This is a genomic window from Geothrix rubra (genome assembly GCF_030268065.1).
GTDB classification, from domain to species: domain Bacteria; phylum Acidobacteriota; class Holophagae; order Holophagales; family Holophagaceae; genus Geothrix; species Geothrix rubra.
This window is the reverse complement of record NZ_BSDD01000010.1, coordinates 1-3,884: the sequence shown is the minus strand read 5'-3', so window position 1 is coordinate 3,884 and position 3,884 is coordinate 1. Positions and strand designations below refer to the sequence as shown.

At 67.2% G+C, this 3,884-nt stretch carries 2 protein-coding genes and 1 pseudogene; all 3 read left to right on the top strand.

What is annotated here, in order from left to right; translation table 11 throughout:
- Positions 1-228 precede the first annotated feature (228 nt).
- Positions 229-1,392 (top strand): sensor histidine kinase, encoded by a 1,164-nt coding sequence (locus QSJ33_RS15510; protein WP_285727876.1) that lies wholly within the window; start codon positions 229-231, stop codon positions 1,390-1,392.
- A gap of 31 nt (positions 1,393-1,423) precedes the next feature.
- Positions 1,424-2,740, top strand: coding sequence for a sigma-54-dependent transcriptional regulator (locus tag QSJ33_RS15505; protein WP_285727874.1), 1,317 nt, complete (start codon positions 1,424-1,426; stop codon positions 2,738-2,740).
- Between the two features lie 211 nt (positions 2,741-2,951).
- Positions 2,952-3,884, top strand: a pseudogene (locus QSJ33_RS15500) (hypothetical protein); the annotation flags it as partial.

Genomic DNA, 3,884 nt, shown 5'->3' with positions numbered 1-3,884 from the left:
TTTACGGATCCCGCCAACCTGAACTTCACCCTCAAGGCCTCCAGCCCCATGTTCAGCATCCCCGGCTTCCCCGGCATCGATGTCTCCCAGATGGGCATCCAACACTAGCTCCCCTGCTTCACCCGGACGGAGGCGTGTTTCCTTCGGGGGCCTCCTCCAGGTCTTTCCCTCCCAGTTCCAATTGGCAACCCCGGCATCACGCGCGCCGGGTTCCGGGGGTAACCGCCGTTGAATCCGAACGCTCCGATCCCGAATCCGCTCCTCCCCGCGTGCCCGCACCGGTTCGGCCTCGCCGATCCCGCGATCGAACGCCTGCTGAAGGATTGGCTGCTTCTCGCCGCCGCCTTCACGGGAACCCAGGTGGCCCTGGCGTTGCGGGACGAGACCGGAGTCTGGTACCTGAGCAGCAGCGGGCTCGCGCCCGGGCAGATGGCGGCCCTGGAATGGACCCTGGCGGGGGGCGCCCCTGGTCACCCCTTCTGGATCCTCCCGGACCAGGAGGGGGCGCTCCTGGCGATGGAGACCCTGCCCCTGCAGGACGAGTACGGCCGCGGCATCGGCGACCTGTACGTGCTGTCGCCAACTCCCCACGCGCTTACCCCGGACCATCGGGCGGGGCTCAGGTTGGTGGTCGGGCATGTCCAATCCATCCTGGCGGCGGGACGTCACCAGCTGGAGACCCGTGCCACGCCTCGGGCGCCGGCCGCCACCTCCTTCGTTCCGGGCCTCGTGCACGAGCTGGGAAGCTTTGTCTTTGGGATCTCCGCGAACCTCGATGCCTTCGAAGCGCGATTCGCCGGCATGGAGGATGTCAGCAGGTACGGAGCCACCATCCGGAAGAGCCTTGACCGGATGAACGCCTTCATCGACGAGTTGAGAGACTACGGGGATCCCCAGCGGTATTCCTGGCTGGAGACCGAGCTGGATGCCCTCCTGAAGGGGGTCGCCACCTATGAAGCGGCGGTGGCGCGCGAGGGCAACCTGGAGCTCCAATGCAAGATCGAGGGAGTCCTGCCGGCCATCATGGCCGATGAGCAGGGCCTCCGCGCCGCCTTCACCCATCTCATCCATTTCATGCTGAAGCAGGAGGAGCCGGGAGGCCGGGTGATCCTCCAGGTCGAGGTGCGCTCGGAGGGCGAGCGGGTCGACATCTGCGGGCACCTGGACGGCTCCAGCACCAGGATGAAGAACGTGGATCTCGCCCGCCTGTTCGAGCCCTTCTACTTCCGGACGTCCGGTCTGGGTCGTCTGACCCTTCCGGTGGCCCGGCGGGTCTTCGAGTATCACGGGGGCAGCCTCACCGCCTGCCCGGGGCCCGAGGGCGGGGTGAGGATCCAGTTCATGCTGCCAGCCAGCTTGCCCTATCCTTTGCGTTCAGCCGGCCGACCTTGAGGGCTCCATGGCGAAAGCGAAGATTCTGGTCGTGGATGATGATGAAACCATCCTGTTCGCCATCCGGGATTTCCTGGAACTCCATGGTTTCAGCGTCGACGAGGCGGCCACCTGCGCCGAGGCCGAGGCGCGGTACCGGGCGGACGTCTACGATGCGGTCACCCTGGACTACTCCCTCCCGGATGGGAACGCCATCGATCTGCTGCCACGGCTCAAGGCCATCGACCCCGGGGTGCCCATCGTCCTCCTCACGGCCCATGCGCGGATCGAGCTGGCCGTGCGCGCCATCCAGCTGGGAGCCGAGCAGTTCCTCGTGAAGCCGCTGGACCTGCCCGCCCTCCTGGTGGTGATCCAGAGGGCCCTGGAAAACCAGCGGAACCGGCGGAAGCAGCTGGCCCGGGATTCCCTCGAGCAGCCCCAGCGGGCCGTCGATCCATTCATCGGCCAGAGCGCCGCGATCCGCCGCCTGGAGGAGCAGTCGCGGCTGGCGGCCGCCACTGAGAGCCCCATCCTTATCCGGGGCGAGACGGGCACCGGCAAGAGCGAACTGGCCCGGTGGCTGCACCGCCACAGCTCCAGGGCCTCGGAACCCATGCTGGAGCTCAACTGCGGCGGGTTCACCCGGGAATTCCTGGAGACCGAACTCTTCGGCCACGAGAAAGGGGCCTTCACGGGCGCGGTCAGCGCCAAGGTCGGCCTGCTGGAAGCGGCGAACCGCGGCACCGTCTTCCTGGACGAGATCGGCGACATGGACGTGCAGATCCAGCCGAGGATCCTCAAGGCCTTGGAGGAGAAGCGGTTCCGGCGGCTGGGGGCGGTCCAGGACCAGAAGGTGGATTTCCGACTGGTTGCAGCCACCCACCAGCAGCTGGACCGGCTCGTGCAGGAGCAGCGGTTCCGCTCGGACCTCTTCTATCGCATCAGCGCCATCCAGATCTTCGTGCCCCCCCTGCGGGAGCGCGCCGAGGATATCCCGACGTTCGCCCAGCGCATCCTGGACCGCCTCACCGGCGAATGCGGGCGCGAGCCGATGCGCCTCTCCGCCAGCGCCTTGACCAAACTGCAGGACCATTCCTGGCCCGGGAACATCCGTGAGCTGCGGAACGTCCTGGAGCGGGCCCTGATGGGTGCCCGCTCACCCGAGCTGGAGGCGGCGGACCTGGATTTCGCCGCCAGTCCCCAGGGTCAGAGCCAGGAGCCCCTGTCCAGCCTGACGCTGAAGGAGCTCGAACGGCACCACATCAGCCAGGTCCTCCAGGAGGAGGGCGGCCATGTGGACCGGGCCGCCAAGCGGCTCGGGATCCCCCGCAGCACCCTCTACCAGAAGCTCAAGAGCCTGCGGTCCTGAACCATCCGGATTCTGGAATTCGGATCCAGATCCCAGAATCCGGGACTTACCGGAGGTCTGGGTGTATTTTGTAAAAATATATATATCAATGTTTGCATCTTGTGGTTGAGCCGAATTTCCATGGCACCCCGCTTGCCCTTACCGGCATGCGGAGGCTCCATTGCGAACGTCAAGGCTCATCACCACGCTGCAGGGTTTGGCCATTGCGGGAATGCTGATCCAGGTTGCCTGTGGCGGAAGCGGAAGCAGCAGCGCCGGCGGCAGCCAGGGTACGACGTCCGTCGGGACCCTGAGCATCTCCCTGGTCAACCCACCCACCGACATCACTTCCGGCGACACGGTGCCCGTCACCGCCCAGGTCGTCGGCTCCTCCAACACGGGCGTGGTCTGGGCCGTGAATGATGTCGTGAACGGGGATGCCACGGTCGGCACCATCAGCGGCAGTGGGACCACGGTCGCCTATACGGCCCCCACCACCTCCGGAACCTATACCATCACGGCCACGAGCACAGCGGATACCTCCAAGAAGAGTTCAACGCTGGTCAAGGTCAAGCCCAGGGTCGCGGTGTCCCTGAGTCCCGGTGCCACGACCATCGCCAGCGCCGCCAGCCTCGCCTTCACGGCCACCGTGACGGGGACCAACACCACGGGCGTCACCTGGACCGTGGACGGCGTCGTCGGAGGCAACGGCACCGTGGGCACGCTCACGGGCACGGGCACCACCGCCACCTACACGGCGCCCTCTGCCGCCGGCACGCACACGGTCATGGCCACGAGCGTGGCGGATACCAGCAAGAGCGCCTCCTCGGTGGTCACGGTCCAGGCCCCGGCCCCCGCTCCGGTGGCGGTCTCTGTTTCCGTGAGTCCCTCCTCCACCTCCCTGATGACCGGCGGGGCCGTCTCCCTCACCGCCACGGTCTCGGGTTCGACCAACACGGCCGTCACCTGGACGGTGGACGGCCTCGCGGGCGGCAGCGCCACCGTGGGAACGATCACCGGGACCGGAAACACCGTCACCTACACCGCGCCTTCGGCGGCGGGGAGCCATGCTGTCACGGCCACGAGCGTGGCGGACACCAGCAAGAGCGCCTCCGCGACGGTCGCGGTCCAAGCCCCCGTCGCGGTCTCCGTGAGCCCGGCCTCC